The organism is Dyella sp. C11, from assembly GCF_003121485.1.
Taxonomy (GTDB): domain Bacteria; phylum Pseudomonadota; class Gammaproteobacteria; order Xanthomonadales; family Rhodanobacteraceae; genus Dyella.
This window is the reverse complement of sequence record NZ_QAVX01000010.1, coordinates 35,603-59,881: the sequence shown is the minus strand read 5'-3', so window position 1 is coordinate 59,881 and position 24,279 is coordinate 35,603. Positions and strand designations below refer to the sequence as shown.

Here is a 24,279-nt window from a genome sequence, read left to right as displayed (position 1 = left end):
CGCCAACGGGCGGTTGGCCGGCTTCTTTACACCGCTTCATACCGCTTAGCAGAGGACTTCATGGCGCTTACCCAGGCCCGCACCATGCCCGGCGTGCTCGAGCTGCTGCCGCTCGACCAGATCGCGTTCCAGCGCATGCTCGACGTGATCCGCCGCAATTACGAGCGCTTTGGCTTCCTGCCGGTGGAAACGCCGGTGATGGAATTCTCCGACGTCCTGCTGACCAAGACCGGTGGCGAAACCGAGCGTCAGGTGTACTTCGTGCAGTCCACCGGCGCGCTGAACAACGCCGAGAAGGGCGATGGCGTGCCCGAACTGGCGTTGCGCTTCGACCTTACCGTGCCGCTGGCGCGCTACGTGGCCGAGCACGAGCACGATCTGTCGTTTCCGTTCCGTCGCTACCAGATGCAGCGCGTGTATCGCGGCGAGCGCGCCCAGCGCGGCCGCTTCCGCGAGTTCTACCAGTGCGACATCGATGTGATCGGCAAGGACAGCCTGTCGGTGCGCTACGACGCCGAGCTGCCCGCGGTCATCTATAGCGTGTTCCGCGAACTCAACATCGGCGCGTTCACCATCCAGCTCAACAACCGCAAGCTGATGCGCGGTTTCTTCGAAAGCCTGGGTGTTGTCGACAGCGAACAGCAGACGCTGGTGCTGCGCGAAGTGGACAAGCTGGACAAGCGCGGCGCCGATTACGTGCGCGATACGCTCATGGCCGAGCCGTTTGGCCTGAGTGCCGAAACCGCGCAGAAGATCCTGGACTTCGTGCAGGTGCGCTCCACCTCGCTGCAGGATGCCTACAGCAAGCTCGACGCGCTGGGCGCCGGTCCGGAAGCGATGGAGCAGGGCCGCGCGGAACTGAAGGAAGTGCTGGGCCTGATCCATGCCTTCGGCGTGCCCGAGTCGCATTACGCACTGAATCTCTCGATTGCGCGCGGCCTGGACTACTACACGGGCACCGTCTACGAAACCACGCTCAACGATCACCCGCAGATCGGCTCGATCTGCTCGGGCGGTCGCTACGAGAACCTGGCCGGCCAGTACACCAAGTCGCACCTGCCGGGCGTGGGCATTTCCATCGGCCTGACGCGTCTTTACTGGCAGCTTCGCGATGCCGGCCTGATCGGCACCGCGCGCAGCACGGTCGACGTGCTGGTGACGCAGATGGACCCGGCGCAGTTGCCGGCCTACCTGGAAGTGGCCAGCGAACTGCGCGGTGCCGGCATCTCCACGGAAGTGGTGCTGGAAGGCGGCAAGCTGGGCAAGCAGTTCAAGTACGCCGACCGCGCGGGCATCCGCTTCGTCATCGTGCTGGGTGAGGACGAGCTCGCCAAGGGCGTCGTCACCGTGAAGGACCTGCGTCGCGAGGACCAGTTCGAAGTGTCGCGCGCGGAACTCATCAAGACGCTTCGCGTCGAACTGGCGCAGGCCGACATCGGCGCCTGAGCGACGATTCGCTGCATCCCCGCCGCCGCCGAATAGTGCGGCGGTTGCACCACACAACTTGATCTGACATGGCCCGTCCGGGCTGGAGCCAAGCATGACTGCAAAGACCATTCTCCTGGACGGCAACAGCCTCACACGCGAGCAGCTCGTGGCCGTGGCCCGCCAGGGGCTGCGCGTGGAGCTGGACGAAACGCAGCTCAAGCGCGTGCAGCGCGCCGCCGATTTTCTTGCGGACAAGGTGAGCTGCGGCGAACCCACCTATGGCGTCACCACCGGCTTCGGCAGCAATGCCGACAAACTGCTGGGCGCGCACCGTCTGCGCGATGAGTTGCCGGGAGGTAACCCCGACAAGCCGGGAGGCACGCTGCTGGAAGAACTGCAGCACAACCTGATCACCACGCACGCCGTGTGCGTCGGCAAGCCGTTCGCGCCGGATGTGGTGCGCGCGATGCTCGTCATTCGCATCAACACGCTCATGCGTGGCCACTCGGGCATTCGCGTGGAGACGCTGAAGGCGCTCACGGCGATGCTCAACGCCGGCATCGTGCCGGTAGTGCCCGAGAAGGGCTCGGTGGGCGCCAGTGGCGATCTTGCGCCGCTCTCGCATCTGGCCATCGTGCTGCTGGGTGGCGGCGAAGCGTTCTATCAGGGCGAGCGCCTGCCGGGCGCCGATGCGCTGAAGCGCGCCGGACTTGCGCCGATCCGTCTCTCCTTCAAGGAAGGTCTGGCGCTCAACAATGGCACGGCGCAGATGCTGGCGACGGGCACGCTGGCGCTGGACGACCTGGAACACCTGCTGGAACTGGCGGACCTTGCCGCGGCGATGACGCTCGATGCGTTCGCTGGCCGCAGCGGCGCGCTGCGTCCGGAAGTGCACGCGTTGCGTCCGCATCCAGGTCAGGTTGATGCCGCAGCGCACGTGCGTGAGCTGCTCGTCGGCAGCACGCTGGTGGATATTCCCTATCACCTGGTGCCGCGCTTCAAGCAGTGGACGGCCGAAGCCTGGGCTGATCCGTCGGACCAGGCCCTGACGTTCGACATCGGCTGGGATTGGGTGCCTGCCAACCAGCGTCACGGTCGCGAGGCGTTCTATGCGCGCTTCCTGCCGTTCAAGGGTGGCAAGAAGCACCAGCCGCAGGATGCCTACTGCCTGCGCTGCATGCCGCAGGTGCACGGCGCCGTGCGCGATGCATGGGCACAGGCTTGCCGCGTGATCGACATCGAACTCAACTCGGTCACCGACAATCCGCTGATCTTCCCGGATGCCGAAGACGCGCAATTCATCGAAGAGCAGGTGATCTCCGCCGGCCACTTCCACGGCATGCCGTTGGCGCGGGCAATGAGCTACGGGAAGGCCGCCATTCCGGTGCGGGCCTCCATTTCCGAGCGTCGCCTCAACAAGCTGGTGGAGCCTTCGACCAACGATCGCCTGCCTGCCTTCCTTACCGGCAACGAAGACGGCACCGATTCGGGCTTCATGATCGTGCAGTACACCGCCGCGGCATTGGTGAACGACCTCGCCACGCGCGCGCATCCGGCCAGCGTGTATTCGGTGCCGACCAGCGCAAATGCGGAAGACCACGTGTCCATGGGCGCAAATGAAGCCCGTCACGTGCTCGACATGATGGAAGACCTGGGCTACGTGATTGCACTGGAGCTCTACACGGCAGCGCAGGCACTGGATTTCCGCCAGGCCATGCTCAATGCAGCGAGCCGCCTCGCATCGCGCGGCGACTGGCAGGCATTGGCCGGCAAGGTGTCGAATGCACCGCGCGAAGATCACGCGCACTACGCGCAGTTCGTCGAGGAAGTGAAGCAGCTCACCACGGCGCTGGCCAACGTGGGTGATTTCCACGCAGGCGAGGCCGTGCGAAAGGCGCACGAATCGTTGCGCAAGCACATCGGCTTCATGGCGCGCGATCGCGCTATGGATGGCGACGTGCGCACCGTCTGCGAGTTGGTGAGGCAGCGGGTATTTGCGAAGTAACCGAAAAGGGCCGCGAAAGCGGCCCTTTTACTTTGAGAGAATGGGGCTAGATCGAGTCGCCCACAGGGTGGGCTCCCACAGAAAAAGCTGCGAAGCGCGGTGAGCGGCTGACGAAGTAATGAAAAGGGGTCTCGAAAGCGACCCTTTTCTTTGAGTGGTTCTGCCAGCTAGAGGCCCCAGCGGCGTGTCGCCGTTTGTGCGGGAGCTCATCCTGTGGGCGACTCAATCCGGCGAACGGCTTGCCCGCCAAAGCTTCCGTGCCACCCATGCCAGCCACAGCAGTATCAGAACGATCAGCGCTTTCTGCGTCAGGCCGGGCGGCAGGCCTTTCCATAGTGCCAGCACCCACATCTGCACGAAGGCGAGCCACGCCAGCACGATGCCCGCGCGTTGATGCGTGTGCTCATTGCGCCGCAAGCGCATCGACAGCAACACCATGCCGGTAACCAGGCACAGGAAGGTGGTTTGCGCCGCTTCTCCATGGATCAGGCGCGCCAGGTCTTCCTGTGGCGTGTGCTCGTAGAGCACCGTAAGGGCAACGACGGGCAGCGCCATGGCGGCAACCAGAAACAGCGCGCTGGGCAGCATGCTTCGGCGCTCTGTTGTCGTGGTGTTGTACGCGAGCCACGCAAGGCAGGCCAAGGCACTGGCCATCAGGTAGTACGCGCTGCGCAACCCGATGCCGCCCGGGCCTCGCAAGTACGCACTCAAGGGTGCGAGCACGGGATCGAGATCCGTTCGCGTCCACTGCAAGGCGCACGCCGTCGTCGCAAACACGACGACGGCGAACATGATCCATGCCGACATCAGTACACGAGTTGGACTGCGCGGCACGGAATTCATCGACATCCTTCAGTCGGCGGCGGGCGCGGGTGCGGTGTGATGACGATCGCTCAGCGGAACTTCCGGCAGCAGCATGATCAACACGAAGGCGCACGCCACGATGCAGGCGCCCACCGTGAAGGTCGATGCGATGGCATGGCGATAGACCATCATCGCGGCGTCGGTGACGTGATGCAGCAGCGGACTCGCCATGGCGCCGCCTTCCGCTGACATGGCGCCCGCCGGGGCTTGCGCCTCACCGCCGCGCAACTGCCACGCGAGGATGGCGCCCGAACCCGCCACGCCGATCAGGCCGCCCAGCGAGCGGAAGAACGTAAGTGTCGCCGTGCCGACGCCGCGGTGGATGGGAGCCAGCGCACTCTGCACGGCGATGGTGACGTTGGGCATCACCAGGCCAAGACCCAGGCCCAGCACGAAGATCGAGGGCTCGATGATGTACAGGCTCTGCGATGTCGCCGCACTCCAGGCGAGCACGCCAAACGCTACGGTCGCCACGGCAAGTCCTGCCACCACGGTGGGCTTGTAGCGACCTGCGCGCATCAGCACGCGGCCGTTGAACAACGCGGTAAGCGCAATGCCGAGCATCATCGGCCCTGTCAGCAGGCCCGAGCGTGCCGGACTCACGCCCATCACCAGCTGGAAGAACAGCGGGAAGAACAGGCTGGCGCCCATCAAGCCCATGAAGGTCAGCGCCATGACGATGCTGGCGACGACAAACAGGCGGTTGTGAAACAGATCCAGCGGCAACACCGGCTCGGGCTCATGCTTCACGTGACGCACGAACAGCACACCTGTGACCAGCGCGAATGCCGCGAGCGACACGATAGGCATGGACGTCCACGCCCATTGTCCACCGCCCAGCGTCAGCACCAGCAGCAGCGCCACGGTGCTTACCGTCATCAGCAGCGAACCCAGGTAGTCGATGCGTCGCGCATGCAGCGGTGTGTACTGGCGCAGCGTCTTGCCGATGATCACCACCGCCACGGCACCCACGGGAAGGTTGATCAGGAAGATCCAGTGCCACGACAACATGTCGGTGATGATGCCGCCGATCACCGGACCCACCACGCTGCACAGGGCGAAAATGCCAGCCACCACGCCTTGGCGTTTGCCACGCTGCGTGGGCGGCACCATGTCGCCAATGATGATTTGCGCCAGCGGAAGCAAGCCACCGGCGCCCGCGCCCTGGATCGCGCGAAACACGATCAGTTCCACCAGATTGCGCGCCGCGCCGCACAGCACCGAGCCAAGCAGGAACGCGAAGATCGCGAAGTACAGCACCGGCTTGCGACCGTACTGATCGCTCAACTTGCCGTACAGCGGCATGGTGGCGGTGGACGCGAGCACATACGCCGTCACCACCCACGACAGATGGCTCATGCCACCCAGGTCGCTGACGATGCGGGGCAGGGCAGTCGCGACGATGCTCTGGTCGATGGCACCCAGCGCCAGCACGATCACCAGGCCCGCGAAGACGCGCCCGATTTCCTTTTCCGTGGGTGGGTGGATGGCGTGTGCCGTACTACTGAGGGTGGCGCTGGGGCTGCTCATGCGTCGAGATCGCCTAATTCAATGTCATTCAAAGCAGGGATGGCTGCGCTCAAGGCAGCACGGGATTCGGGGGAAAGCTGACTCAGCGCGCGGACCAACTGGTCAGTGCGGCGCTTGCGCCGGGACTCGACGTACGCATGCCCTTCGGGCGTCACCACAAGCCCGACGCGTCGTCGGTCGCCCTCGTTGGGCTCGGTACGCTCGACAAGTCCTGCGGCCACCATGCTGTTCACGTGTCCCGTCATCGTGGGACTTCGCAATCCTTCCAGCTGCGCCAGCTCGCCAACACCGATGCCGGGGTTTTCAAGGATGGTGACCAGCAGGGGGATGTGCAGCGGCGAAACCATGTCGTCGTCGGCGTGACGCCGAAGCTGCCGGAACAGGCGGCGAAGAGAGCCGCGAAGTTGTTCGGCGAGTTCGCGGGCTTCGGTGTCGGGGGCGGGGCGGGTCATGGGTGGTTGATAGGTAGGCTACCTATCTAGTTTATACCGATTGTTGGGGATCGGTGGGATCAAAGGGTTTGAGATTCGAGTGAAGCCCGGAAGTAACTAAGGCTAACCAAGGCAGGAGCCCGGCGATCGACCCGCGACGCGATGTGCAGCAAAGCTGCACGAGCCGTCCGCTCGCTCTTGATCTTGGGCCCCCTGTGCGGGCGGTGAGGGGTGGACGAGCAGGCCCCGCAGGGGTGCCTGGCAGGACGCCAGGCACTTTTCGCCCGGGCAGGAGCCCGGTCGAAAAGCCCGGCCGCCCCTCACGAACTGGCCGGCAGGGCCGGCCAGCGCCAAGTGGGGGTGCCTTTTCTTTTGGTTACTTTTCTTTGGGCAAGCAAAGAAAAGTAACCCGCCCTCCGGCAGGAGGGCGGAAGCCCGCCGCAGGCGAGCCAGGTCGCGGTATGCCCTCATAAAAGCCAACAATCGCAAGGCGACAATTCTGCGCAAAGTGACTGGATCCCGGCCTGCGCCGGGATGACGGCCAAATCAGACCGCGGCAGCAGTTTGGAAACCCGCGGCAAGCGAGCCAGGTCGCGGAGGCGCTTCAGTTGGGCGAAAGCGCAACGTCACTGGATGACCAGCCCTTCGGCCGTCGAAAAGCGCCTCCAGCTCTCGCTGGGATGACGGCCAAGCAAGACTGCGGCAGCAGTTCGGAAACCCGCCTCACGGGAGCCAGATCGCCCCAAGCCGTCGATCAGGCAAAGCGTTCCACTTTTGAGTGAGAGCGCAAGAAATCACCCCAAAAACCCAAATCCCATCACCGGTTGCCCCAACCTTGAACGGCGCGTATCATCCTCTCCACTGTATTAATGCATTAGTACATTATGAAGCGCCGATCAATCGACCCCGAAACCCCCGCCGAGTCCGCCGAACTCAGCCTTTGCGAAGCACTGCTCTCGCTCAAGAACGCCGAAGAGATGTCCGCGTTCCTGCACGACCTGTGCACGCCGGCCGAGCTGGAAGTCATGGTGGAGCGCTGGCGGGTGGTGCCGTACCTGCTCGATGGCACGTCGTATCGCGAAATCCACGAACGCACGGCCGTGAGCATCACCACCATCGGGCGCGTTGCGCGTTATCTCAACCAGGGCAGCGGCGGTTATCTGGCCGCCGCTGCCCGTGCCGCGCGTCGTCGCGCGGCCACCAAGAAGGCCAAGGCATGAAACCGCGCGATCGACTGCGCATTGCGATGCAGAAATCCGGTCGGCTCACCGAGCCGGCACTCGAATTGCTCAACCGTTGCGGGCTCACCTTTCGCCAGAGTCGCGACAAGCTCTTCTGTTTCGGTGAAGGCGAGCCTGTCGATCTGTTGCTGGTGCGCGACGACGACATCCCCGGGCTGATTGCGCAAGGTGTGTGCGACCTCGGCATCGTGGGGCGCAATGTGCTCAGCGAATACCAGCTGACAGGCGGTCTCGATGGCCCGGAGCTGGCCGAATGGCGTCCGCTGGGTTTCGGGCGTTGCCGTTTGTCGGTGGCCGTGCCGCAGGAGCTCGACTATCGCGATGCATCGCAACTGCAAGGTCAGCGCATCGCCACGTCGTACCCGGGATTGTTGGGCCAGTGGCTGCGCGAACGCGGCGTGGCTGCAGGCGTGGTGACGTTGGCCGGCTCGGTGGAAATCGCGCCGAGGCTGGGCACGGCCGATGCCATCTGCGATCTGGTACAGAGCGGCGGCACGCTGGTCGCCAACCAGTTGCGCGAAGCCGACGTGCTGCTGGAAAGCGAAGCCGTGCTCGCGGGCCCGAAGACGCTGCCCACCGACGAACGCGGCGACATGATCGATCTGCTGCTCAAGCGTCTCGACGGCGTGATCCAGGTACGCGAGTCGCGCCTGTTGCTGTTGCAGACCTCGCGCGGCGCACTCGATGCCGTCATTCGGTTGTTGCCGGGCGGACCGCAACCGACCTTGCTGCCGGTGGCAGGTCAGCCAGACCAGTTGATGCTGCAGGCGTTGTGCGCCGGCGAAGTGAGCTGGCGCCAGCTGGAAGAGATCAAGAAGGCCGGTGCGCGCGAAATGTTCGTGCTGCCGGTGGAGAAGATGCTTGCGTAATGCAGGCCCGAAGAACGAGTCGAACGAATGAACCGCCTTGACTGGAATGCTTTGGACACACAAGGACGCCGCGCGGCATTGGCGCGTCCCGCCCAATCGCGCGCCGAAAGCCTGCGCACGGGTGTCGAACAGATCATCGCCCGCGTGCGCGCGGACGGCGACACCGCCTTGCGCGAGCTCACGCTTCGCCTTGATCGCAGCACGCTTCATGCGATCGAAGTATCGGACAAGGAATGGCGTGAAGCCGAAACGCGCCTGTCGCTGGAATTGAAAGCCGCCATCGAGGAAGCAGCGTCACGCATCGAGGCCTTCCACCGCGCAGCGGCGCCACAACCGGTAACGCTCGATACGGCAAATGGTGTGCGCGTCGAGCGCATGTTGCGCCCGATCCAACGTGTGGGTCTTTACGTACCAGCGGGCAGCGCGCCATTGCCTTCCACCGCGCTGATGTTGGGCGTGCCCGCGCGCATTGCCGGCTGCACGGAAGTTGTGCTGTGTTCGCCGGTGCGTCCCGATGGTCGCTGTGATGACGCCGTGCTGTACGCCGCTCGCATCACGGGCGTGCACCGCGTATTCAAGCTCGGCGGTGCGCAGGCCATTGCGGCCATGGCATATGGCACCGAGTCCGTACCCAGCTGCGACAAGCTGTTTGGTCCCGGCAATTCGTGGGTCACGGAGGCAAAGCTGCAGGTGTCGGCCGATCCCGAAGGCGCCGCCATCGACATGCCCGCGGGCCCTTCCGAAGTGCTGGTGATTGCCGATGACAGCGCGAACCCGGCTTTCATTGCCGCTGATCTGCTTTCGCAGGCGGAACACGGACCGGATTCGCAGGTGATCCTGCTGAGCCCGTCCTCGGCGGTGCTCGATGCCGTGGAAGCGGAAGTGGAAAGCCAGTGCGCCGCATTGCCCCGCGCGGATATCGCCAGCCAGGCGCTCTCGCAGAGTCGTTTGATTGCGGTGTCATCACTGGAACAGGCTATCGAGGTCAGCAATCGCTACGCACCCGAACACTTGATTGTGCAGGTGAGCGAGCCACGCGCATGGCTCGGCGCCATTGAAAGTGCGGGTTCCGTGTTCCTTGGTGCGTGGACGCCCGAATCCGTGGGTGACTATTGCAGCGGCAGCAATCACGTGTTGCCCACCTACGGTTACGCGCGCAGTTACAGCGGCGTTTCCGTCGCCAGCTTCCAGAAGCAGATTACCGTGCAGGAACTGTCTCCCGATGGCTTGCGAGCGATTGGACCCTGCACGGCCACACTCGCTGCCGCCGAACAGCTGGAAGCCCACCGTCGCGCGGTGACGCTGCGGCTGGCAGCGCTGGAGGATGCAGCATGAGCGTGCTGGATCTGGCCCGCGCCGAGATTCGCGCACTGCAGCCGTATTCGTCCGCACGCATGGAAGCGAACGGTGGCCGCGTGATGCTCAACGCCAACGAATCTGCATGGGCTCCGCCTGGCGGCGATGCGCTGGCGTGCAACCGCTATCCCGATCCGCAGCCGGCGGCCTTGGTGGATGCGCTGGCGCGGTTGTACGGCGTGCGTTCGTCTCAACTTCTGGTGGGGCGCGGCAGCGACGAGGCGATCGATTTGCTGGTGCGCGCGTTCTGCCGTGCGGGCGAGGACGCGATTGCCATCCAGCCGCCGACGTTCGGCATGTATGCGGTCAGTGCGCATATTCAGAATGCCGCCGTGATCACCGTTCCACTGCGAAAGGACTTCACGCTCGACGTCGAATCCCTGCTTGCGGCGATCACGCCGGCGGTGAAGCTGGTGTTCGTGTGCACGCCCAACAATCCCACCGGACAGCTGGTTCCGCGCCGCGACGTCGAGCGATTGGCGCAGGCGCTGACGGATCGCGCGCTGCTGGTGGTCGATGAGGCGTATATCGAGTTCTCCGACGCGCCCAGCGCGACATCGCTGGTGAACCAGTACGAGAATCTCGCCGTGCTGCGCACCTTGTCCAAGGCATGGGCACTCGCCGGGGCGCGCATTGGCACGCTCGTGGCGAACGATGATGTGATTGCGTTGCTCAGGCGCATCATGGCGCCGTATCCGTTGCCGCGGCCGTGCGTGGCGCTGGCACTGGAGGCGTTGTGCGATGCGGGGCAGGCATCGGCTCGCGCACATGTCACCGTGGTGCGTGGGGAGCGCGAACGCGTGGCTCGGGAATTGATGAATGCGCCAGGCGTGAAGGAAGTGCTTCCCTCGCACGCGAACTTCCTCGCGGTCCGCTTCGACGATGCTGGTGCCACCTATCAGCGCCTGCTCGGTGCGGGCATCGTGGTGCGCGACATCCATCGCTACCCGCAACTGGGCGACGCATTGCGCATCACCATCGGCACGCCGGAGGAAAACGATCGCGTGCTGAACGTACTTGCCAGCTCGTCCAGGGAAGGGCGGGAATTCACCAGCGGAACAGCAGTGGGTAAACAGGCATGAGCCGCAAGATTCTCTTTATTGATCGCGACGGTTGCCTGATCGAAGAGCCGGAAGACTTCCAGATTGACAGCTACGAAAAGCTCGCGCTGCTGCCTGGCGTCATTGCCGCGTTGCAGCGCTTCGTGGCGGCGGGATACGAACTGGTGATGGTCACGAACCAGGATGGCCTGGGAACGGACAGTTTCCCCGAGGCGGATTTCATTGGGCCGCACGAGCTGCTCATGCGCATCCTGTCCTCGCAAGGCATCCCCATTCGCGAAGTGCTCATTGATCGCAGTTTCCTGCATGAGCGCAAGGACACGCGCAAGCCGGGCGTTGGCATGATGCGTCACTACCTGGCCGACGACGGCTGGAGTCGCGCGGCGTCCGCCATGGTGGGCGATCGCGAGACCGACCTGCAGTTTGCCGCCAACATGGGTGTGCGCGGCTTTCGCGTAGGTCCGCACGGCATGGGTTGGGGCGAAGTCGCACACCAGTTGCTGGATGCGCCGCGCATGGCCACGGTGGAACGAAACACGCGCGAAACGCGAATCAGCGTGAGCGTGAACCTGGATAAAGCCGTAGATCCGCAGATCCACACGGGCCTTGGCTTTTTCGATCACATGCTGGAGCAGATCGGCAAGCACGGCGGTTTTGCGCTGGCGTTGCGCTGCGACGGCGATACGCATATCGATGAACACCACACCATCGAGGATTGCGCACTTGCCCTGGGTCAGGCGCTGCGGCAGGCGCTGGGCGACAAGCGTGGCATCGGGCGATACGGTTTCGTGCTGCCCATGGACGAGTCGCAGGCAAGCGCCGCGCTCGATCTTTCCGGTCGCCCGTATTTCGTGTTCGAAGGTGAGTTTCCGCGCGAGCGCGTCGGCGATATTCCCACCGAACTGGTGCCGCACTTTTTCCGCTCGCTGTGCGAAACGCTGGGCGCCAATCTGCACCTGAGCGTGCGCGGCGAGAACGCGCATCACATGGTGGAGGGCTGTTTCAAGGTGGTGGCGCGCGCGCTGCGGCAAGCTATTCGCCGCGAAGGCAGCGAATTGCCCAGCACCAAGGGCGCGCTCTGATGGGCGTCGTGCTGGTCGATGCGGGTGGCACCAACATCGGATCAGTGCGTTATGCGCTGCAACGCCTGGGCGTGGACGCGGCGCTCACGTCCGATGCCGAGACCATTCGATCCGCCGACAAGGTGATCTTGCCCGGTGTGGGCGCGGCAGGTCCCGGCATGGCGCGTCTGCGCGAACTCGGACTCGAAGCGCTGATGCGGTCGCTTACACAGCCCGTGCTCGGCGTTTGCCTGGGCATGCAGCTTTTGTGCGAGCGTTCGGAAGAAGGTGACGTGGCGTGCCTTGGCCTGATTCCCGCGACGGTGCGCCGCTTCGAGGAGCAACCCGGCCTGCGTGTGCCGCACATGGGCTGGAATCAATTGCAGCGCCGCCGTGAGCATCGCCTTCTTGAAGGATTGGTCGATGGCGACTGGGCCTACTTTGTGCACAGTTACGCCGTTCCCTTGGGCGATCACGCCCTCGCGACCACGGACTTTGGCGGCGAGTTTGCTTCCGTCATCGCGCGTGACAACTTTCACGGCATGCAATTTCATCCCGAGCGCTCGGCCAAGGTTGGCGCGCGCCTGCTGAAGAATTTCCTTGAACTATGACCTTTACTGTCATTCCCGCCATCGACTTGCGCGCCGGCCGCGTGGTGCGCCTGAAGCAAGGCGACTACGCGCAGCAAACCACGTACGACGTTGACCCGCGCGCACTCGCTCGCGACTACGCGCAGGCAGGGGCGCGCTGGCTGCATCTGGTGGATCTCGACGGTGCGCGCGGTGGCAGCCTGGAAAACCTTGCGGTAATCGAAGCGATCGCAAGCGACGGCATGCACATTCAGGCAGGCGGTGGTGTGCGCGCGGAGGCGGATGTGCAACGCCTGTTCGATGCCGGCGTGTCGCGCGTGGTGCTGGGCAGCCTGGCCATTCGCGAACCCGTGATGGTGGAGGGCTGGTTGGCATCGCTTGGCGTGGATCGTTTCACGATTGCGCTGGATACGCTTCAACGCGATGGCGCTTGGACGCTTCCCAGTGCGGGCTGGACGGAAACGGAATCGGGCACGCTGGACGATCTGGCGCCGTGGTATGCGGAACGGGGCGCCAAGCACCTGCTGTGCACGGATATCGATCGCGACGGCATGCTCGCAGGCTTCAATCTTGATCTGTACCGGTACCTTTCGACCGCGGTGCCTTCGATGGCCGTGCAGGCGTCAGGCGGCGTGCGCTCGCTGGAGGATATCCGGGCAGCGCGTGATGCCGGCGCACGCGGCGTCATTCTAGGACGCGCCCTACTGGAAGGTCGCTTCAGCCTGAAGGATGCCCTGGCATGCTGAGTCGGCGCCTGGTTCCCTGCCTGGACGTGCGCGATGGCAAGGTCGTGAAGGGCGTGCGCTTCCGCGATCACGTGGTGATGGGCGAGATCGTGGATCTTGCATTGCGTTATCGCGATGAAGGTGCTGACGAACTGGTGTTCTACGACATCACGGCGAGCCCGGAAGGCCGCAGTGTGGATCGCGGCTGGGTTGAGCGCGTGGCACGCGAGATCGACATTCCCTTCTGCGTGGCCGGTGGCATTCGAAGCGTGGAAGACGCACGCGCCGTGCTGCATGCTGGCGCGGACAAGATTTCGGTCAATTCGCCCGCACTCGAACGTCCCAGTCTTATCGACGAGCTGGCTGCTGCGTTCGGCGTGCAGTGTGTGGTGGTCGGCGTGGACAGCCTGCGCGACGCCGATGGCGAATGGCGCGTGCGCCAATACACCGGCGATCCCACGCGCACGCAGGCGCTTGCGCGGCGCACGCTGGACTGGATCGTCGAAGCACAACAGCGCGGCGCCGGAGAAATCGTGCTCAATTGCATGGGCAGCGATGGCGTACGACAGGGCTACGACCTCGAGCAGCTGGCCGTCGTGCGCGCGCTATGCAACGTGCCGCTGATCGCATCGGGTGGCGCCGGTGCGCCGGAACATTTTTGCGATGCGTTCCTCGAGGCGGATGTCGATGGCGCGCTCGCGGCCAGCGTGTTCCATTCCGGTGCCATTGCCATTCCCGCGCTCAAGCAGTCACTCGCTGGCTGGGGCGTCGAGGTAAGAACCTGAGTCTTCTGTTGCAACATTGCCGGTGTCCACGATGAAAGCCTCCCAACTCGATCCAACGCAACTTGACTGGGCCAAGGGTGACGGCCTGCTGCCCGTCGTCGTCCAGCATTGGCTGACTGGCGAAGTGTTGATGCTCGGCTACATGAATGCCGAGGCGCTGGCCGTCACGCAGGCAAGCGGGCATGTCACGTTTTTCAGTCGCAGCAAGCAGCGTTTGTGGACGAAGGGCGAGACCTCGGGGAACGTGCTCTCATTCAAGTCCGCACGCATGGACTGCGATGCCGACACGCTGTTGGTATGGGCCGACCCTCATGGGCCGACGTGTCATACCGGTACGCACAGCTGCTTTGGCGATGACGTCAAGCCGCCGCTGGGTTTCCTTGCCGAACTGGATGCGCTGGTCACACAACGCCACGCCGAGCGCCCCGAAGGCAGTTACACCACCCAGCTTTTCGAAGGCGGCATTCGCCGGATGGCGCAAAAGGTGGGCGAGGAGGGCGTGGAGACGGCGCTCGCTGCGGTGGCGCAGGATGACCTCGCCCTGCTGGGCGAGGCCGCCGACCTGATCTTCCACCTTACCGTGGCCTTGCGCGCGCGTGGACTCGGATTGACCGATGTGGCCGCGGTGCTTGCGCAGCGTCATGCAAAACGGGCCGCGTCATAACCTCCAGGGAATGAGCTGCGCCTGAAGTGCACGGATGGCTAGCGCAGCCTTAACGGCTCCTGTGGTCTCTTGTTTCCCGGACAGGCCGACATGCCGGGGAAACATCATGCCGAACCGCTCCACGCCCACGTACGAACACGTCGTGCCGCCAGACGCAGCCGCGCCGGTTTGAGCGCACGCATGCCGTTGATGTGAAGACGGCTTTCACCTGGGACTTCTTTCAAAGGGACATCACGCGTTGTGACCTGCCGATGCAGATCGCGACAGCATCGTGCCTCATCGAGGATCGCGTTTATGGCGGATATCGCAGTGATTGGTGGTGGGGCGGCGGGTGCGGCGGCGTTTGGTGAGCTGCTCGCACGCTTCGATGGCGGCACGATCCACTGGATCGTGGGCCAGCATGCACCGGGACGAGGCGTGGCCTACGCCACCAGCGACGACCAGCACCTGCTCAATGTTCGTGCCTCGGCGATGGGTGTGTTCCAGGAGCATGCCGAAGATTTCATCCAGCATGCCTCGCGTCACCTGGGACAAGTGAAGGGCACGGACTTTCTGCCGCGACGTGTCTTCGGCGATTTCATCCAGGCACAGGTGGGCGTTCGCATCGATGCGGCGCGCCGTGCAGGCCGCAGTTTCCGCATTCACCCGGGCAGTGCACGCGAGATCGTGTCGCGAGGCGAACGTGGCTATGCGATACGTGTCGGCGCAGACCGCTGGCTCGAAGTGGAGCATGTCGTGCTCGCAGTGGGTGCGCTGTCACAGCGTCCCCTGCGCACGGTGTCGACGACGGCACTGGCCGGTGGCGCCTACGAACTCGATCCCTGGCGCCTGGATCGCCACCCGCAGGCGCCGCGTCGGGTGGTGGTGATCGGCACCGGGCTTACCGCCGTGGATACGCTGCTCTCCGCTGCCGTGAAATGGCCATATGCCGAGCTGGTGGCGGTGTCGCGCCACGGCCTGCTGCCCTTTACGCATTCGGCGCTGCCACTGGCGCCGTATGCGAAACAGGAAGAACTCAATCAGGCATTGCTCGCCTGCGACGACGCGGCAGCCATGTTCCGTCTCGTGCGCCGCGCCATGGACGACGCGGGTGACACCGACTGGCGCAGCATTATCGACGGCATGCGGCCGACCAACGCCAGGCTGTGGCAACACCTCACGCACGCGCGGCGCAAGCAGTTCCTGCGTCATGCGCGCTGGGTCTGGGAGGCTGCGCGCCATCGCATGGCGCCCGCCACGGGCGAGGCGATCTATCAGCTGCAGGAAGAGGGCCGCTTGCAGGTGCTGGCGGCGCGTGTGCTCGATGTGGATGGGAAGGCACCCTTGCAGGTGACACTGCGCGAACGCGCCACGCAATTGGTGAGCGTGCTCGAGGCGGATCTGGTGGTGCAGGCTACGGGGCTGGATACGGCCGTGGCCTATGGCGCACACGATTTGCTGTCCCAATTGTTGCGTGACGGCCTGGCCGTGGCCGATCCGCTACAGCTTGGCGTACTGGCGCAGCCTGATGGCCAGCTCACCGATGCCAACGGCAAGCCGCAACACGGACTTCACGCGGTAGGGTCACTGCTTCGCGGCAATCTGTGGGAATGCACGGCCATGCCGGAGATCCGGGCGGCCGCGCACCGGCTGGCGGTGCGGCTTTCACGGCCCGCTGCCGAAACGGTTCGCGAAAGCCTGGCCGACTAGCCAAAGGTGCAGATTTGCCCGGCGCGCGCTGATCCTGCGCAAGACCTGGCATGAGGTTATGACATAGGGTGATTTCGTCCGCCGGCGGGCCATGGTTAGTCTGCCGGTTCCCGTTCCGCAGGAGGCGTCATGAAGAAGATCATCCTCAGGTTGCTGGCGGCCTTGGGCGTGGCATGCGGCGGCGTGGTCTTCGCGAAGGATGTCTCGCTGCTCAACGTATCCTACGACCCCACCCGCGAGCTCTATCGCGACATCAACACGGCATTTGCCGCGCAGTGGAAATCGCAGCATGGCGACAACGTGACCATCCAGATGTCGCATGGCGGTTCGGGCAAGCAGGCGCGCTCCGTGGTGGAAGGACTTCCCGCGGACGTGGTGACACTCGCGCTGGCGTACGACATCGATGCCATCGCCGAACGCGGCCTGCTGGCCAAGGATTGGCAGAAGCGGTTACCCGACAACGCTTCGCCCTACACATCGACCATCGTGTTCCTTGTGCGCAAGGGCAATCCGAAAGGCATCAAGGATTGGCCCGATCTTGTTCGTTCCGGCGTGAAGGTGATTACGCCCAACCCGAAATCCTCCGGTGGCGCGCGCTGGAATTTCCTCGCGGCCTGGGGCTATGCCCTGAAGCAGCCGGGCGGCAACGAGGACAAGGCCAAAGCCTATGTCAGCGAGCTGTTCAAACATGTGCCCGTGCTCGACACCGGGGCGCGCGGCGCCACCAACACATTCGCGCAGCGTGGCATTGGCGACGTATTGATTGCCTGGGAAAACGAGGCCTTGCTTGCGCAGCGGCAGCTGGGCAACAACGCGTTCGAGATCGTGGTGCCGTCCATCACCATCCTGGCGGAGCCGCCGGTGGCCGTGGTGGATAGCAATGCAGACAAACATGGCACGCGCGACATCGCGCAGGCCTATGTGCAATTCCTGTATTCGCCGCAGGCGCAGGAGATTGCCGCGAAGAATTTCTATCGTCCGCGTTCCGCGGATATGGCCGCGCGTTACGCCAGCCAGTTTCCCGCGACCCACACCTTCACCATCCAGGAGGTATTCGGTGACTGGCACCAGGCGCAGGCGAAGTTCTTCAAGGATGGCGCCTTGTTCGATCAACTGGTCGAAGGCGAATAGCCCATGCGTCGGCGCGTGCTTCCCGGTTTTGGCATCAGCCTGGGGTATGCGCTGACCTATCTCGGCCTGATCGTGCTGCTGCCGTTGGCAGCGCTGGCGTGGAAGGCCACCGACATCGGATTCGAAGGACTGGTGCGCCTGCTGTCCGCACCCAGGACGCTGGCTGCGTTGCGCCTGAGCGTGGGTGGTGCGCTGGTTTCGGCGCTGATCAACGTGGTGATCGGCTTGCTGGTGAGCTGGGTCTTGGTGCGTTATCGGTTCCCGGGGCGTCGCCTGTTCGATGCGCTGGTGGATCTTCCGTTTGCACTGCCCACGGCGGTGGCGGGTATCGCACTCACCACACTCTACGCACCCAAGGGCTGGTTGGGGCGATGGCTGGAACCGCTGGGCATCCATGTGGCGTACACGCCACTGGGCGTGCTGGTGGCGATGATCTTCGTAGGGTTTCCATTCGTGGTGCGTACGCTTCAACCCGTGCTGGCATCGCTGGAACGCGATGTGGAAGAGGCCGCGGAAAGCCTGGGTGCGCAGCGTTGGCAGACGTTCTTCCGCGTGATCCTGCCCCTGCTGGCCCCCACCTTGCTTACGGGCTTTGCGCTGGCCCTGGCGCGGGCCGTGGGCGAGTACGGCTCGGTCATCTTCATCGCGGGCAACATGCCCAGGAAATCGGAAATCGCACCGCTGCTGATCGTGCAGAAGCTGGAGCAGTTCAACTACGCCGGTGCGGCTGCCCTGGGCGTCGCGTTGCTTTCGTTGTCGTTCGTGCTGCTGGTGCTGGTGGCGGTGCTGCAACGCTGGAGCAATCGCTGGACGGAGCAGGCGGCATGAATGCACACGCACGCACCCGTGCCATCGCATGGCCACGTCGTCTTGTGCACGTGGCGCTGATCGCGTTGGCGCTGGTGTTCCTCGTGATGTTCCTGGTGTTGCCTTTGGCGACGGTGTTTGTCGAGGCCTTTGACCAGGGCGTGAAACCGTATCTGGCAGCCATTGTTCAACCCGAAGCGCTGTCCGCCATTCGCCTCACCTTGCTGGTCGCGGTGATTGCCGTGCCCTTAAACCTGGTGTTCGGCGTGGCTGCCGCGTGGGCCATGACGCGTTTCGCGTTCCGGGGCAAGGCGTTGCTCGGTGCCATCATCGACCTGCCGTTTTCCGTCTCGCCGGTGGTGTCCGGTCTGGTGTACGTGCTGTTGTTCGGCGCGCAGGGTTGGTTCGGACCGTGGCTGGACCAGCATGGCATCAAGATCATCTTCGCCGTGCCCGGCCTGGTGCTGGCAACCATGTTTGTCACGCTGCCCTTTGTGGCGCGCGAACTCATTCCGCTGATGCAGGCGCAAGGCAGCGAGGAGGAAGAGGCCGCGCGTGTGCTTGGTGCCAGTGCGTGGCAAATGTTTTTCCGCGTCACCTTGCCCAACATCCGCTGGGCGCTGCTTTACGGCGTGCTGTTGTGCAACGCGCGCGCGATGGGCGAATTCGGCGCGGTCTCCGTGGTGTCCGGACATATTCGCGGATTGACCACCACCATGCCGCTGGAAGTGGAGATGCGATACAACGAATACGACTACGTGGGCGCGTTCGCCGTTGCCTCGCTGCTGGCCTTGCTCGCACTGCTCACGCTGGCGGTGAAGACGTTGCTGGAATGGCGCTATGGCGATGAAATTCCGCGCACGCGCCCGGTGGACACTAGGAAACGGCATGGCACTTGAACTGTCAGGGCTGTATCGCCGCTTCGCCGGATTCCAGGCGCTGGACAATGTGAGCCTGAGCATTGCGCCCGGCGAATTCCTCGCGTTGCTGGGACCTTCCGGTTCGGGCAAGACCACGTTGCTGCGCATTCTTGCAGGGCTCGACTATCCCGACAGCGGCAGCGCGCTGCATCAGGGAGAAGACTTTCTCGCGACGCCCGCACGTGAACGCCGTATCGGCATGGTGTTCCAGCACTACGCGCTGTTCCGCCACCTCACCGTGATCGAGAACATCGCATTCGGCCTGCGCGTGCGACCCTGGCGTTCGCGTCCATCGCGCACGGAGATCCGTGCACGGGTCGACCGGTTGTTGCGTCGCGTGCAACTGGAAGGCATGGGGGCGCGCTATCCGGCGCAACTCTCCGGCGGCCAGCGCCAGCGCGTGGCACTGGCTCGCGCGTTGGCCGTGGAGCCGGACATCCTGCTGCTGGACGAACCGTTCGGCGCGCTCGATGCGCAGGTTCGCGTGACGTTGCGTCGCTGGTTGCGCGAGCTTCACGAGGAACTGGAACTCACCACCATCTTCGTGACGCACGACCAGGAAGAGGCACTGGAGCTTGCCGACCGCGTGGCGGTGATGAACAACGGCCGCATCGAGCAGGTGGGCTCGCCTGAGGTGATCTACCAGCAACCTGCGACGCCGTTCGTGTGCGAGTTCATCGGCAAGGTGAACAAGTTCACCGTGCGAAGCGGCGGCGAGGGTTTCTCCGCCGGTGGCTGGGTGCTGGAAGACGCTCCCTGGCACGGACGCTTCACTTCGGCCGTGGCGTATGTGCGGCCCGAACAGCTGCGTCTGGCGGTGCCTTCGTCGTTGCCCGCATGGGAGGCGCGCTTGCGGCACATTTATCTCGCCGGTGGCGTGGCGCATCTGGATCTTCATGTCGCGTCGCTCGATCTGGCCATCGAGGCGGACGTGGCGACGGAAGATCTCTCGCGACTGGGTCTGCAGGCCGGCAACGTGCTGCGCGTGGCGCCGCGTAGCGCCGTGCTGTTTCCGCTGGATGCGCAGGGAACGCCGGTGAATGCCGAGCGATGGATTTGGCAGGCCCGCAGTCCGGTACCTGCCTGAGTTGACGCTGGCGCCTCAGTGGGAGGCGCTGGGACGATCGAGTACCGATGCCGGTGATGCGGGCTTGAACGCCACCACGGGGCCGGGCGTGATGTGCTTGCGCCACAACGCGAGCTGCTCGGCGATGCCGGAGCCCACGCTCATCTGCGGTTCCGAGGGCGTCAGCTTGTCGCGCGTTTCCCACTGCGAGATCTCGGCGGATGCCTGGCGGAAGGCTTCCATGAAATCCGGTGTGCGATTCAGGCCATCGACCAGCCAGGCGTGACCAAAGTAGGTGATGTCCGAGTCACTGCCGCAACCGAATGAGCTGCGATCCGAACGCGCCGCGGTAATCACCAGCGTGCCCGCACCTTGCAGTGACGGCACGAAGCCACCGGAGTAACAGGCGTTCACCACCACCACCTTCCACTTGAAGGGGCGCTTGGCGAGGATGTCGGAGAGATCGCCTGCACCAATCTGGTCGAGCGGCAGGGGATCCATGTCCACGAGCAGGTTGTGGTCTTCGTCGCCATGCGTGGTGAGGTAGAGCAGCAGGATGTCCTCGTCCGGCTTCATCAGGCTGGCGATGCCGTCGAGCGTTTCTTCCAGGTTGCTCCAGGAGGCGAGCGGATGCTTCTCCAGCGAACCGGGATTGTTCTCCAGCACCATCACGTGCGAATCCGGCCCGAAGCGCTGCGGAAACATGCGGGCTGCGTATTCCGCTTCATTGCGGAACACGTCTTCGCCACCGTCGGCACCGAACGCCACCACGTAGAGATTGGGACGACCCGGCGTGCGCGGGCCAAGTTCAGCCAATGCCTTGTGCACCATGGTGCGCTGCGAATACATCACCTGTTCGGGCGATGGGGCCTGCGCGGGCCAATTGTCGTTCGATGCGCTGTCGTCGTCCGTGGATGCCGTGCTGGCGGCCGCAGGCGCGCTCTCCGTCGCTGCCGGCGCCTGGTTTGCGGCGACGGCGATGGCCCCACGCGTCGCGTGATGGGACAGCCCCACCATGAGCAGTACACCGGCTGCAAAGGCGAGCAGGGCGGTCAGGGCAATACGCATGGCGGGAACCCGAAGGAAGCTCAGAGGACGATATCGTCGAACGAACGATACGCAGGGTGGCGAGGCGCTTCAGGCATGTCCAGGGGCTCGCGCAGCAGCCAGCCCGTGCGGAAGCCGGCCGCCTTCGCGGCGTCCAGTTCCTCGACGATGTCGGAAAGGAACAGCAGGTGCGCCGGCTGTTCGCCGATGGCCTCGGCAATGAGTTCGTAAGAGCGACGTTCGCGCTTCGGGCCCGTTTCCGTATCGAAATAACCGGAGAACAAAGGCTTCAGGTCGCCCGCTTCGCTGTAGCCGAAGAACAGCTTCTGCGCCGGTACCGAACCCGAGGAATAGACGTACAGGTGAAGGCCGTCGGCGCGCCACTGGTGCAGCTTGGCCGACACTTCGGGATAGAGGTGCGCCTGGTATTCGCCGCTTTCGTAGCCTTCCTGCCAGATCATGCCCTGCAGGGCTTTCAGCGCGGTGGACTTGCGGTCTTCCTCGATCCAGCGCAACAGCAGCTCAATGATGTCCTGACGCGGCGCCTCGACGATGCCGGCCTCTTCGGCGGCCTCGTGCAGCCAGAACTGGACCTCGGGCTTGTCGCCGTGCGTTTCGATGAAGGCGGGCAGACGCTTGTGGGCGAACGGGAACAGCACGTCCTTGACGAAGCTGATCGAGCTCGTGGTGCCTTCAATGTCGGTGACGATGGCGCGAATGACTGTCATGCGGGGAAGCTTGGCATACGGGGTACCCAAGCTTACCGGTGGCGGGCCCTCGCGGCGAGGGCTCGCCATGCGCTTCATGACCCGGTTCACCTGTCCCGCAGGCGGTGAGCCGGACTGTGCGTTCAGGCGGCCTTGGCGGACCCGTGCGGCACCATGCGGGGGAACTGCAAGGCAATGTCCTCGCCGGTGAACTGGGCCACCCAGCCTTCCTTGTTGGTGAACAGGCGAATGGCCACGAAATAGGGCGACTCGCTCATGTCGAACCAGTGCGGGGTGCCGTCCGGCACGCCGATCAGGTCGCCCTGTTCGCACAGCACGTCGTAAACCTTGCCGTCCACATGAAGGGTGAACTGGCCGGCGCCCGCCACGAAGAAGCGCACTTCGTCTTCGCTGTGGGTGTGTTCGCTGAGGAACTTCTGGCGGAGCGTGGCCCGATCCGGATGGTCGGGCTTGAGGCTGATCACGTCGACGGCCTGATAGCCCTCTTCGTTCATCAGGCGCTCGATGTCACCGCGATACGCGGCAATCACGTCTTCCTGGCTGGCGCCCGGTGCGATCGGCTGGTTGGCTTCCCATTGCTCGAAGCGCACGCCGATCTTCGACAGCTCACTGGAGATATCCGCGTGGTCGCTATGCACCGAGAGCGGGGCATCGGGGTGGGTGTCACTGAAAATGCGCAGACGGCTCATGCCGACAACCTCCGTAGATCCATTTCGCAAGCAAGCAGGAATTCCAGCGCCTCCAGGTGGCGGCGCGTTTCGGCCATGTCGCGGCCCCAGGTGTAGATGCCGTGGCCGTTGATGAGATACGCATGCAGCGGACGACCGCTGTCCAGCCATGCCTCGACCTGGGCGACCAGCTCCGGCATGTGCTGCGTGTTGGGGAACACCGGAATCGCCAGCTCGGCCTCGTGCGTGGTCTGGCCGGCAATGGCCTTCTGCAGTTCCCAGCCTTCCAGCTTCACGACGCCATCGCGTGCGAAGAACCGGGATGCCACGCTCTGCGTACGCGAGTGCGTGTGCAGCACCACGCCGATCTCCGGGAAGCGGCGGTAGATCTGCGTGTGCAGGTCGGTCTCGGCGCTTGGGCGCGCACTGGTGCCCACGGCTTTGCCGTGCATGTCGATCAACATGATGTCGTCGCGACCCAGCTTGCCCTTGTCGCGCCCGGAAATGGTGATCGCAGCGTGATCACCGTCCAGGCGCATCGAGAAATTGCTGCTGGTCGCCGGCGTCCAGCCTGCGTTGGCAAGTTCGCGCGCAGCATCGGCAATGGCGTCGGCGCGCTCGGCAAACAGCGCGGGCGAAATGGTGTCGGGAAGAACCTGGCTCATGATGTATGGACGTCCAAATGAGTAAGCACTATACCACGCCCGCTTTTTGCCAAAGGTCGAAAATGCGATCCATTCTCACGACTTATCGGCAGGGCGGGTAGTATCGCGCGCAGATTCGTCACGGGCGTGACGAAGATGAATGTTCCAGATGGAGGTTGGATCCATGTCGCACGAAAAAGATATCGAATCGCGCCGCCGCTTTCTCAAGGCTGCCGCTGGCACGGCCGTTGCGGCCGCGATGATCGGCACCTTGCCGCGCATGGCGCGTGCGGCCGACCTGCCTCACCTGGCCGATTCGGATCCGACCGCCAAGGCGCTGGGCTACGTCGAAGACGCCAGCAAGACGACCGATGCCAAGCACAAGGCCGGTGATGTGTGCTCCAACTGCCAGTTCTATTCCGGCGGCCCGACCGGCTACGGTCCGTGCCAGCTGTTCCCGGGCAAGGCGGTGAATGCGAAAGGTTGGTGCGTTTCGCATTCGCCGAAGAAAGCCTGAGCGTTCCAGGCATCAAAAACACGAAGGCCGGCTGCGATGCCGGCCTTTTCTTTTCTGACCATCTCGTCGTGATGCGCGCAACGCGCTTCTCGCGCGACGAATGTTTTGCATCACAAGGAAAACTCGAACCGAAGAACTTCGGTGAGAGAGAAGGTGCTGCCCAGACGCGTCAGGCCGAGGAGCTGACCCGCCTGACGCGCCGGGCGGCAATCCGGGGCCCACTGCCAAGTGATCAACCCACGGAGCACAGATGATACTCCTGGCCGGGCATTTTGGGGCCCGGGGGCGCCAAAATTTTCTCGAAAAAGTCTCGTTAAATTCTTTAATATCAATGACTTATTTGGATATTAAAGACTGGGCCTCACGAATGATCGCCCGAAGGCGACCATTCGTTCCCAGGGTGAGGGGTGTGCTGAAAAGGCGTTTTCGGCGACGTTGACGTCAGATCGCCG

Annotated in this window: 25 protein-coding genes; 18 read left to right on the top strand and 7 right to left on the bottom strand. The window is 64.0% G+C overall.

Features of this window, described 5'->3' with window-relative positions; translation table 11 throughout:
• The first annotated feature begins 60 nt into the window (after positions 1 to 60).
• Positions 61 to 1,446 (top strand): histidine--tRNA ligase, encoded by a 1,386-nt coding sequence (gene hisS, locus DK366_RS11315; RefSeq protein ID WP_109125663.1) that lies wholly within the window; start codon positions 61 to 63, stop codon positions 1,444 to 1,446.
• A 94-nt stretch (positions 1,447 to 1,540) separates the two neighbouring features.
• Positions 1,541 to 3,433, top strand: a complete 1,893-nt coding sequence (locus DK366_RS11310; protein ID WP_109125662.1) for an aromatic amino acid lyase — start codon at positions 1,541 to 1,543, stop codon at positions 3,431 to 3,433.
• A gap of 222 nt (positions 3,434 to 3,655) precedes the next feature.
• On the opposite strand, the gene DK366_RS11305 is transcribed toward DK366_RS11310, so the two are convergent.
• From DK366_RS11305 to DK366_RS11295, 3 genes are read right to left on the bottom strand one after another with little or no spacing between them, the layout of a single operon-like run.
• Positions 3,656 to 4,225 (bottom strand): DUF998 domain-containing protein, encoded by a 570-nt coding sequence (locus DK366_RS11305; RefSeq protein WP_157956504.1) that lies wholly within the window; start codon positions 4,223 to 4,225, stop codon positions 3,656 to 3,658.
• 60 nt (positions 4,226 to 4,285) lie between these two features.
• On the bottom strand, positions 4,286 to 5,827 hold the full coding sequence (locus DK366_RS11300) for an MDR family MFS transporter (protein ID WP_109125660.1): 1,542 nt from the start codon (positions 5,825 to 5,827) through the stop codon (positions 4,286 to 4,288).
• Complete coding sequence (locus DK366_RS11295) at positions 5,824 to 6,279, bottom strand: MarR family transcriptional regulator (protein WP_109125659.1); 456 nt, start codon at positions 6,277 to 6,279, stop codon at positions 5,824 to 5,826. Before DK366_RS11295 ends, DK366_RS11300 begins: the two co-directional genes overlap by 4 nt.
• An 863-nt stretch (positions 6,280 to 7,142) precedes the next feature.
• Between DK366_RS11295 and DK366_RS11290 the strand changes: the two genes are divergently transcribed.
• The 14 genes from DK366_RS11290 (at position 7,143) to DK366_RS11225 (ending at position 20,244) form a co-directional block, all read left to right on the top strand.
• Positions 7,143 to 7,478, top strand: coding sequence for a YerC/YecD family TrpR-related protein (locus tag DK366_RS11290; protein ID WP_109125658.1), 336 nt, complete (start codon positions 7,143 to 7,145; stop codon positions 7,476 to 7,478).
• Positions 7,475 to 8,368: an ATP phosphoribosyltransferase gene (gene hisG, locus DK366_RS11285; RefSeq protein WP_109125657.1), complete on the top strand. Its 894-nt coding sequence runs from the start codon at positions 7,475 to 7,477 to the stop codon at positions 8,366 to 8,368. Before DK366_RS11290 ends, hisG begins: the two co-directional genes overlap by 4 nt.
• Before the next feature lie 27 nt (positions 8,369 to 8,395).
• On the top strand, positions 8,396 to 9,703 hold the full coding sequence (hisD, locus tag DK366_RS11280) for a histidinol dehydrogenase (RefSeq protein ID WP_109125656.1): 1,308 nt from the start codon (positions 8,396 to 8,398) through the stop codon (positions 9,701 to 9,703).
• The gene (gene hisC / locus DK366_RS11275) at positions 9,700 to 10,806 is read left to right on the top strand and encodes a histidinol-phosphate transaminase (RefSeq protein ID WP_109125655.1); all 1,107 of its coding nucleotides are present in this window, start codon (positions 9,700 to 9,702) and stop codon (positions 10,804 to 10,806) included. Before hisD ends, hisC begins: the two co-directional genes overlap by 4 nt.
• Entirely contained in the window at positions 10,803 to 11,867 is a 1,065-nt protein-coding gene (gene hisB / locus DK366_RS11270; protein WP_109125654.1) for a bifunctional histidinol-phosphatase/imidazoleglycerol-phosphate dehydratase HisB, read from the top strand. The genes hisC and hisB overlap by 4 nt, the downstream gene beginning before the upstream one ends.
• Complete coding sequence (gene hisH, locus DK366_RS11265; RefSeq protein WP_109125653.1) at positions 11,867 to 12,457, top strand: imidazole glycerol phosphate synthase subunit HisH; 591 nt, start codon at positions 11,867 to 11,869, stop codon at positions 12,455 to 12,457. Before hisB ends, hisH begins: the two co-directional genes overlap by 1 nt.
• Positions 12,454 to 13,182 carry a 1-(5-phosphoribosyl)-5-[(5-phosphoribosylamino)methylideneamino]imidazole-4-carboxamide isomerase gene (gene hisA, locus DK366_RS11260; RefSeq protein WP_109125652.1) on the top strand — a complete coding sequence of 243 codons (729 nt, stop codon included), beginning with the start codon at positions 12,454 to 12,456 and terminating at the stop codon, positions 13,180 to 13,182. The genes hisH and hisA overlap by 4 nt, the downstream gene beginning before the upstream one ends.
• A complete protein-coding gene (gene hisF, locus DK366_RS11255; RefSeq protein ID WP_109125651.1) occupies positions 13,176 to 13,946 on the top strand; it encodes an imidazole glycerol phosphate synthase subunit HisF in 771 nt (256 codons plus the stop codon). The genes hisA and hisF overlap by 7 nt, the downstream gene beginning before the upstream one ends.
• 31 nt (positions 13,947 to 13,977) lie before the next feature.
• Positions 13,978 to 14,610: a bifunctional phosphoribosyl-AMP cyclohydrolase/phosphoribosyl-ATP diphosphatase HisIE gene (gene hisIE / locus DK366_RS11250; RefSeq protein ID WP_109125650.1), complete on the top strand. Its 633-nt coding sequence runs from the start codon at positions 13,978 to 13,980 to the stop codon at positions 14,608 to 14,610.
• A 294-nt stretch (positions 14,611 to 14,904) separates the two neighbouring features.
• On the top strand, positions 14,905 to 16,299 hold the full coding sequence (locus DK366_RS11245) for an FAD/NAD(P)-binding protein (protein ID WP_109125649.1): 1,395 nt from the start codon (positions 14,905 to 14,907) through the stop codon (positions 16,297 to 16,299).
• A gap of 129 nt (positions 16,300 to 16,428) precedes the next feature.
• On the top strand, positions 16,429 to 17,430 hold the full coding sequence (locus DK366_RS11240; protein ID WP_109125648.1) for a sulfate ABC transporter substrate-binding protein: 1,002 nt from the start codon (positions 16,429 to 16,431) through the stop codon (positions 17,428 to 17,430).
• A gap of 3 nt (positions 17,431 to 17,433) precedes the next feature.
• Positions 17,434 to 18,258: a sulfate ABC transporter permease subunit CysT gene (cysT, locus tag DK366_RS11235; RefSeq protein WP_109125647.1), complete on the top strand. Its 825-nt coding sequence runs from the start codon at positions 17,434 to 17,436 to the stop codon at positions 18,256 to 18,258.
• The gene (gene cysW, locus DK366_RS11230; protein WP_109125646.1) at positions 18,255 to 19,136 is read left to right on the top strand and encodes a sulfate ABC transporter permease subunit CysW; all 882 of its coding nucleotides are present in this window, start codon (positions 18,255 to 18,257) and stop codon (positions 19,134 to 19,136) included. Before cysT ends, cysW begins: the two co-directional genes overlap by 4 nt.
• Entirely contained in the window at positions 19,126 to 20,244 is a 1,119-nt protein-coding gene (locus tag DK366_RS11225) for a TOBE-like domain-containing protein (protein WP_109125645.1), read from the top strand. Before cysW ends, DK366_RS11225 begins: the two co-directional genes overlap by 11 nt.
• Before the next feature lie 15 nt (positions 20,245 to 20,259).
• Here DK366_RS11225 and DK366_RS11220 read toward each other — a convergent pair whose 3' ends face one another.
• The 4 genes from DK366_RS11220 to DK366_RS11205 all read right to left on the bottom strand — a co-directional run bounded on the left by DK366_RS11220 (position 20,260) and on the right by DK366_RS11205 (position 23,331).
• The gene (locus DK366_RS11220; RefSeq protein ID WP_109125644.1) at positions 20,260 to 21,291 is read right to left on the bottom strand and encodes a C13 family peptidase; all 1,032 of its coding nucleotides are present in this window, start codon (positions 21,289 to 21,291) and stop codon (positions 20,260 to 20,262) included.
• 20 nt (positions 21,292 to 21,311) lie between these two features.
• Positions 21,312 to 21,998 (bottom strand): acireductone synthase, encoded by a 687-nt coding sequence (gene mtnC / locus DK366_RS11215; RefSeq protein ID WP_109125747.1) that lies wholly within the window; start codon positions 21,996 to 21,998, stop codon positions 21,312 to 21,314.
• A 122-nt stretch (positions 21,999 to 22,120) separates the two neighbouring features.
• Positions 22,121 to 22,687: an acireductone dioxygenase gene (locus DK366_RS11210; RefSeq protein ID WP_109125643.1), complete on the bottom strand. Its 567-nt coding sequence runs from the start codon at positions 22,685 to 22,687 to the stop codon at positions 22,121 to 22,123.
• A complete protein-coding gene (locus tag DK366_RS11205) occupies positions 22,684 to 23,331 on the bottom strand; it encodes a methylthioribulose 1-phosphate dehydratase (protein ID WP_109125642.1) in 648 nt (215 codons plus the stop codon). The genes DK366_RS11210 and DK366_RS11205 overlap by 4 nt, the downstream gene beginning before the upstream one ends.
• A 163-nt stretch (positions 23,332 to 23,494) precedes the next feature.
• On the opposite strand from DK366_RS11205, the gene DK366_RS11200 reads away from it, so the two are divergent.
• The gene (locus tag DK366_RS11200) at positions 23,495 to 23,827 is read left to right on the top strand and encodes a high-potential iron-sulfur protein (protein WP_109125746.1); all 333 of its coding nucleotides are present in this window, start codon (positions 23,495 to 23,497) and stop codon (positions 23,825 to 23,827) included.
• Complete coding sequence (locus DK366_RS21205) at positions 23,797 to 24,081, top strand: hypothetical protein (protein ID WP_157956503.1); 285 nt, start codon at positions 23,797 to 23,799, stop codon at positions 24,079 to 24,081. The genes DK366_RS11200 and DK366_RS21205 overlap by 31 nt, the downstream gene beginning before the upstream one ends.
• Positions 24,082 to 24,279: the final 198 nt, after the last annotated feature.

Excerpts from the sequence above, each read along its gene's own strand:
- DK366_RS11210 (WP_109125643.1), bottom strand. The coding sequence starts at position 22,687 with ATGAGCCGTCTGCGCATTTTCAGTGACACCCACCCCGATGCCCCGCTC.
- hisIE (WP_109125650.1), top strand. The coding sequence starts at position 13,978 with ATGAAAGCCTCCCAACTCGATCCAACGCAACTTGACTGGGCCAAGGGT.
- DK366_RS11245 (WP_109125649.1), top strand. The coding sequence starts at position 14,905 with ATGGCGGATATCGCAGTGATTGGTGGTGGGGCGGCGGGTGCGGCGGCG.
- DK366_RS11205 (WP_109125642.1), bottom strand. The coding sequence starts at position 23,331 with ATGAGCCAGGTTCTTCCCGACACCATTTCGCCCGCGCTGTTTGCCGAG.
- hisC (WP_109125655.1), top strand. The coding sequence starts at position 9,700 with ATGAGCGTGCTGGATCTGGCCCGCGCCGAGATTCGCGCACTGCAGCCG.
- DK366_RS11200 (WP_109125746.1), top strand. The coding sequence starts at position 23,495 with ATGTCGCACGAAAAAGATATCGAATCGCGCCGCCGCTTTCTCAAGGCT.
- mtnC (WP_109125747.1), bottom strand. The coding sequence starts at position 21,998 with ATGACAGTCATTCGCGCCATCGTCACCGACATTGAAGGCACCACGAGC.
- DK366_RS11295 (WP_109125659.1), bottom strand. The coding sequence starts at position 6,279 with ATGACCCGCCCCGCCCCCGACACCGAAGCCCGCGAACTCGCCGAACAA.
- cysW (WP_109125646.1), top strand. The coding sequence starts at position 18,255 with ATGAATGCACACGCACGCACCCGTGCCATCGCATGGCCACGTCGTCTT.
- DK366_RS11310 (WP_109125662.1), top strand. The coding sequence starts at position 1,541 with ATGACTGCAAAGACCATTCTCCTGGACGGCAACAGCCTCACACGCGAG.
- hisS (WP_109125663.1), top strand. The coding sequence starts at position 61 with ATGGCGCTTACCCAGGCCCGCACCATGCCCGGCGTGCTCGAGCTGCTG.
- DK366_RS11305 (WP_157956504.1), bottom strand. The coding sequence starts at position 4,225 with ATGTTCGCCGTCGTCGTGTTTGCGACGACGGCGTGCGCCTTGCAGTGG.
- hisB (WP_109125654.1), top strand. The coding sequence starts at position 10,803 with ATGAGCCGCAAGATTCTCTTTATTGATCGCGACGGTTGCCTGATCGAA.
- hisD (WP_109125656.1), top strand. The coding sequence starts at position 8,396 with ATGAACCGCCTTGACTGGAATGCTTTGGACACACAAGGACGCCGCGCG.
- DK366_RS11220 (WP_109125644.1), bottom strand. The coding sequence starts at position 21,291 with ATGCGTATTGCCCTGACCGCCCTGCTCGCCTTTGCAGCCGGTGTACTG.
- DK366_RS11300 (WP_109125660.1), bottom strand. The coding sequence starts at position 5,827 with ATGAGCAGCCCCAGCGCCACCCTCAGTAGTACGGCACACGCCATCCAC.
- cysT (WP_109125647.1), top strand. The coding sequence starts at position 17,434 with ATGCGTCGGCGCGTGCTTCCCGGTTTTGGCATCAGCCTGGGGTATGCG.
- hisA (WP_109125652.1), top strand. The coding sequence starts at position 12,454 with ATGACCTTTACTGTCATTCCCGCCATCGACTTGCGCGCCGGCCGCGTG.
- hisG (WP_109125657.1), top strand. The coding sequence starts at position 7,475 with ATGAAACCGCGCGATCGACTGCGCATTGCGATGCAGAAATCCGGTCGG.
- DK366_RS11225 (WP_109125645.1), top strand. The coding sequence starts at position 19,126 with ATGGCACTTGAACTGTCAGGGCTGTATCGCCGCTTCGCCGGATTCCAG.
- DK366_RS11240 (WP_109125648.1), top strand. The coding sequence starts at position 16,429 with ATGAAGAAGATCATCCTCAGGTTGCTGGCGGCCTTGGGCGTGGCATGC.
- hisF (WP_109125651.1), top strand. The coding sequence starts at position 13,176 with ATGCTGAGTCGGCGCCTGGTTCCCTGCCTGGACGTGCGCGATGGCAAG.
- hisH (WP_109125653.1), top strand. The coding sequence starts at position 11,867 with ATGGGCGTCGTGCTGGTCGATGCGGGTGGCACCAACATCGGATCAGTG.
- DK366_RS11290 (WP_109125658.1), top strand. The coding sequence starts at position 7,143 with ATGAAGCGCCGATCAATCGACCCCGAAACCCCCGCCGAGTCCGCCGAA.